Raw genomic sequence first — 5,683 nt, forward strand, 5'->3', positions numbered from 1 at the left:
ACGACTTAACGCAAAATGGCCACCCAAGAACCTTGGGTGGCCATTTCAACGAAGAAGTCCGGCGGTGTCCTACTCTCCCACAGGGTCCCCCCTGCAGTACCATCGGCGCAAAGAGTCTTAGCTTCCGGGTTCGGAATGTGACCGGGCGTTTCCCTCTCGCTATGGCCGCCGAAACACTATTGATGTATCAAAGTGAACAAGCAAACCAACACGCTGTGCGAACACAGTGGTGTTGTTTGCGGGTTCTCGACCGTACATCGAGAACCACTCAGTGGACGCGTAGCATCTTCGTATTCAAACAAAGAAAGTGTTATCAAATTATCGGCTTATTAGTACCGGTCAGCTCCGAGAGTCTTTCGTCCTCTCTTCCACATCCGGCCTATCAACCCAGTAGTCTGGCTGGGAGCCTCTCGCCCGAAGGCATGGAAATCTCATCTTAAGGCCGGCTTCCCGCTTAGATGCTTTCAGCGGTTATCCATCCCGAACGTAGCTAATCAGCGGTGCTCCTGGCGGAACAACTGACACACCAGAGGTTCGTCCAACCCGGTCCTCTCGTACTAGGGTCAGATCCTTTCAAATTTCCTGCGCGCGCAGCGGATAGGGACCGAACTGTCTCACGACGTTCTAAACCCAGCTCGCGTACCGCTTTAATGGGCGAACAGCCCAACCCTTGGGACCTACTCCAGCCCCAGGATGCGACGAGCCGACATCGAGGTGCCAAACCATGCCGTCGATATGGACTCTTGGGCAAGATCAGCCTGTTATCCCCGAGGTACCTTTTATCCGTTGAGCGACAGCGCTTCCACAAGCCACTGCCGGATCACTAGTCCCGACTTTCGTCCCTGCTCGACTTGTCAGTCTCACAGTCAAGCTCCCTTGTGCACTTACACTCGACACCTGATTGCCAACCAGGTTGAGGGAACCTTTGGGCGCCTCCGTTACTTTTTGGGAGGCAACCGCCCCAGTTAAACTACCCACCAGGCACTGTCCCTGAACCGGATTACGGTTCGAAGTTAGATATCCAGAGTGACCAGAGTGGTATTTCAACAATGACTCCACCTGAACTAGCGTCCAAGCTTCACAGTCTCCCACCTATCCTACACAAGCCACACCGAACACCAATACCAAGCTGTAGTAAAGGTCACGGGGTCTTTCCGTCCTGCTGCGCGTAACGAGCATCTTTACTCGTAATGCAATTTCGCCGAGTTCGCGGTTGAGACAGCTGGGAAGTCGTTACGCCATTCGTGCAGGTCGGAACTTACCCGACAAGGAATTTCGCTACCTTAGGATGGTTATAGTTACCACCGCCGTTTACTGGGGCTTAAATTCTCAGCTTCGCCTTGCGGCTAACCGTTCCTCTTAACCTTCCAGCACCGGGCAGGCGTCAGTCCGTATACATCGTCTTGCGACTTGGCACGGACCTGTGTTTTTAGTAAACAGTCGCTTCCCACTGGTCTCTGCGGCCTTCAAACGCTTTCGGAGCAAGTCCTAATACGCCTCAGGCCCCCCTTCTCCCGAAGTTACGGGGGCATTTTGCCGAGTTCCTTAACCACGATTCTCTCGATCTCCTTAGTATTCTCTACCTGACCACCTGAGTCGGTTTGGGGTACGGGCCACTAGAACCTCGCGTCGATGCTTTTCTTGGCAGCATAGGATCACCTACTATCCCTTACGGGTCCGTATCGTGTCTCAGCCTTCACGAGAGACGGATTTGCCTATCTCTCAGCCTACGCACTTACACCGGGACAACCATCGCCCGGCATAGGCTACCTTCCTGCGTCACACCTGTTAATACGCTAAACGCACCAGCATGGGGTCGAGCGTTAGACCGGACCCATCATCCCCGAAGGGAATCAGTCGTCCGGGTTAGGACTCTTAGCACCACTGGATTGTCTTGGGCGGTTCTTCGCGGGTACGGGAATATCAACCCGTTGTCCATCGACTACGCCTGTCGGCCTCGCCTTAGGTCCCGACTTACCCAGGGAAGATTAGCTTGACCCTGGAACCCTTGGTCTTTCGGAGGACATGTTTCTCACATGTCTTTCGCTACTCATGCCTGCATTCTCACTCGTGTAGCGTCCACGGCTGGTTTACACCGCCGCTTCACTCGCCACACGACGCTCTCCTACCCATCAATACGGCTGGACCACGAAGGCCTACCAAAAATATCAATGCCACAACTTCGGTGGCGTGCTTGAGCCCCGTTACATTGTCGGCGCGGAATCACTTGACCAGTGAGCTATTACGCACTCTTTCAAGGGTGGCTGCTTCTAAGCCAACCTCCTGGTTGTCTGTGCAACTCCACATCCTTTCCCACTTAGCACGCGCTTTGGGACCTTAGTTGGTGGTCTGGGTTGTTTCCCTCTCGACGATGAAGCTTATCCCCCACCGTCTCACTGCTGCGCTCTCACTTACCGGCATTCGGAGTTTGGCTGACGTCAGTAAGCTTTTGGGCCCCATCGGCCATCCAGTAGCTCTACCTCCGGCAAGAAACACGCAACGCTGCACCTAAATGCATTTCGGAGAGAACCAGCTATCACGAAGTTTGATTGGCCTTTCACCCCTATCCACAGCTCATCCCCTCAGTTTTCAACCTAAGTGGGTTCGGTCCTCCACGACGTCTTACCGTCGCTTCAACCTGGCCATGGATAGATCACTTCGCTTCGGGTCTAGGACATGCGACTGAATCGCCCTATTCAGACTCGCTTTCGCTACGGCTACCCCACACGGGTTAACCTCGCCACATATCGCTAACTCGCAGGCTCATTCTTCAAAAGGCACGCTGTCACACCAACAAGGGTGCTCCAACGGTTTGTAAGCAAACGGTTTCAGGTACTATTTCACTCCCCTCCCGGGGTACTTTTCACCTTTCCCTCACGGTACTTGTCCGCTATCGGTCATCTGGGAGTATTTAGGCTTATCAGGTGGTCCTGACAGATTCACACGGGATTTCTCGGGCCCCGTGCTACTTGGGATACTCCTCGCACGATTGCAGCATTTCGACTACCGGGCTGGCACCGTCTCTGGCTGGGCTTTCAATCCCATTCGTCTATACCACGTTCTAATGCTCCCCGAATATCAGTTCGGAGTGAGAAGTCCCACAACCCCGGACATGCAACGCCTGATAGCTATCACACATGCCCGGTTTAGCCTCTTCCGATTTCGCTCGCCACTACTGACGGAATCACTGTTGTTTTCTCTTCCTGGGGGTACTGAGATGTTTCACTTCCCCCCGTTCCCTCTACCCGCCCTATATATTCAGGCGGGAGTCACCAGATCACCACAAGGGGCCTGGCGGGGTTTCCCCATTCGGAAATCCTCGGATCACAGCTCGTTTATCAGCTCCCCGAGGCTTATCGCAGATTACTACGTCCTTCTTCGGCTCCAGATGCCAAGGCATCCACCGTTTGCTCTTAGAAATTTGAAATCACATGAGTTTGAATCGATCGACACCAGTTACCTGATGCAGATTGACCAATGATCAACATCACTTCCGAAGAAGTATGTTTTGATCTTTGTGATCCACAACCCCGAAAGGTCATGAATCTAAGATGCTCGCGTCCACTGTGTAGTTCTCAAAGTACGGGCGGTACCTCTCTCCTTGACCATTGATGTCAAGCAAAAGAGGCCCTGAGGTTCGTCCTTCCTCCACCGAAGCGGAGAAGATCCGGTCCCTCAGGACCCAACAGCGTGCATATGCAAACCCTCCAGCCGGCCACCGTTCCAGTCTTCCGAGGAAGACGTACTTGCTGGCAGACTCTCACGTCTACATCAATGTCAATGTTCCACCCATGAGCGCCACCCGAGAACATTCGTCTCAGTGTGACTTGGCAACGTAAACCTCGCTGTATACAGACGAGCGTTGCACATGCTCCTTAGAAAGGAGGTGATCCAGCCGCACCTTCCGGTACGGCTACCTTGTTACGACTTAGTCCTAATTACCGATCCCACCTTAGACAGCTCCATCCTTGCGGTTAGGCCACTGGCTTCGGGTGTTACCGACTTTCATGACTTGACGGGCGGTGTGTACAAGGCCCGGGAACGTATTCACCGCAGCGTTGCTGATCTGCGATTACTAGCGACTCCGACTTCATGAGGTCGAGTTGCAGACCTCAATCCGAACTGGGACCAGCTTTTTGGGATTCGCTCCACCTTACGGTATTGCAGCCCTTTGTACTGGCCATTGTAGCATGCGTGAAGCCCAAGACATAAGGGGCATGATGATTTGACGTCGTCCCCACCTTCCTCCGAGTTGACCCCGGCAGTATCCCATGAGTTCCCACCATTACGTGCTGGCAACATAGAACGAGGGTTGCGCTCGTTGCGGGACTTAACCCAACATCTCACGACACGAGCTGACGACAACCATGCACCACCTGTTTACGAGTGTCCAAAGAGTTGACCATTTCTGGCCCGTTCTCGTATATGTCAAGCCTTGGTAAGGTTCTTCGCGTTGCATCGAATTAATCCGCATGCTCCGCCGCTTGTGCGGGCCCCCGTCAATTCCTTTGAGTTTTAGCCTTGCGGCCGTACTCCCCAGGCGGGGCGCTTAATGCGTTAGCTACGACACGGAAACCGTGGAATGGTCCCCACATCTAGCGCCCAACGTTTACGGGGTGGACTACCAGGGTATCTAAGCCTGTTTGCTCCCCACCCTTTCGCTCCTCAGCGTCAGTAGCGGCCCAGAGATCTGCCTTCGCCATCGGTGTTCCTCCTGATATCTGCGCATTCCACCGCTACACCAGGAATTCCAATCTCCCCTACCGCACTCTAGTCTGCCCGTACCCACTGCAGACCCGAGGTTGAGCCTCGGGATTTCACAGCAGACGCGACAAACCGCCTACGAGCTCTTTACGCCCAATAATTCCGGACAACGCTTGCACCCTACGTATTACCGCGGCTGCTGGCACGTAGTTAGCCGGTGCTTTTTCTGCAGGTACCGTCACTTTCGCTTCTTCCCTGCTAAAAGAGGTTTACAACCCGAAGGCCGTCGTCCCTCACGCGGCGTTGCTGCATCAGGCTTTCGCCCATTGTGCAATATTCCCCACTGCTGCCTCCCGTAGGAGTCTGGGCCGTGTCTCAGTCCCAGTGTGGCCGGTCACCCTCTCAGGCCGGCTACCCGTCGTCGCCTTGGTGAGCCGTTACCTCACCAACAAGCTGATAGGCCGCGAGTCCATCCTTGACCAAAATTCTTTCCAGCAACTCACCATGCGGTGGAAGCTCGTATCCGGTATTAGACGTCGTTTCCAACGCTTATCCCAGAGTCAAGGGCAGGTTACTCACGTGTTACTCACCCGTTCGCCACTAATCCACCCAGCAAGCTGGGCTTCATCGTTCGACTTGCATGTGTTAAGCACGCCGCCAGCGTTCGTCCTGAGCCAGGATCAAACTCTCCGTAAATGTTGAATTGCACGATCCGAAGACCGGCACATTTCGCGCACCATGCCACCGGAATAGGTGAACACGATGCAAGTTTGAAACTGACAGAACAAATCATTACTGACTTGCTTTGTTTTGTTTAAATGTTTTCCAAAGGAATCTCTTACAACATCAACCAACCGAAAAGGAAGGCATCAATTGCACGAGGTTTTTGGCATTTGACATTGTGCACGCTGTTGAGTTCTCAAGGATCGGATGCTCCTGCCTTTGGCCATCACGACCGCCCTGCAGGGCAACTTCTCTA

Annotated in this window: 3 rRNA genes; all 3 read right to left on the reverse strand. The window is 53.8% G+C overall.

The window, feature by feature from the left end:
• Nucleotides 1-56: 56 nt before the first annotated feature.
• Nucleotides 57-173: ribosomal RNA gene (rrf, locus tag QRN19_RS18490) — 5S ribosomal RNA — on the reverse strand.
• Between the two features lie 136 nt (nucleotides 174-309).
• A 23S ribosomal RNA gene (locus QRN19_RS18495) occupies nucleotides 310-3,427 on the reverse strand.
• A 452-nt stretch (nucleotides 3,428-3,879) separates the two neighbouring features.
• Nucleotides 3,880-5,400, reverse strand: a 16S ribosomal RNA gene (locus QRN19_RS18500).
• Together the 16S, 23S and 5S rRNA genes form the textbook arrangement of a ribosomal RNA operon.
• Between the last annotated feature and the right edge of the window lie 283 nt (nucleotides 5,401-5,683).

Origin of the sequence: Plantibacter sp. ME-Dv--P-122b, assembly GCF_030209375.1 — a bacterium.
In the GTDB taxonomy this organism is placed as follows: domain Bacteria; phylum Actinomycetota; class Actinomycetes; order Actinomycetales; family Microbacteriaceae; genus Plantibacter.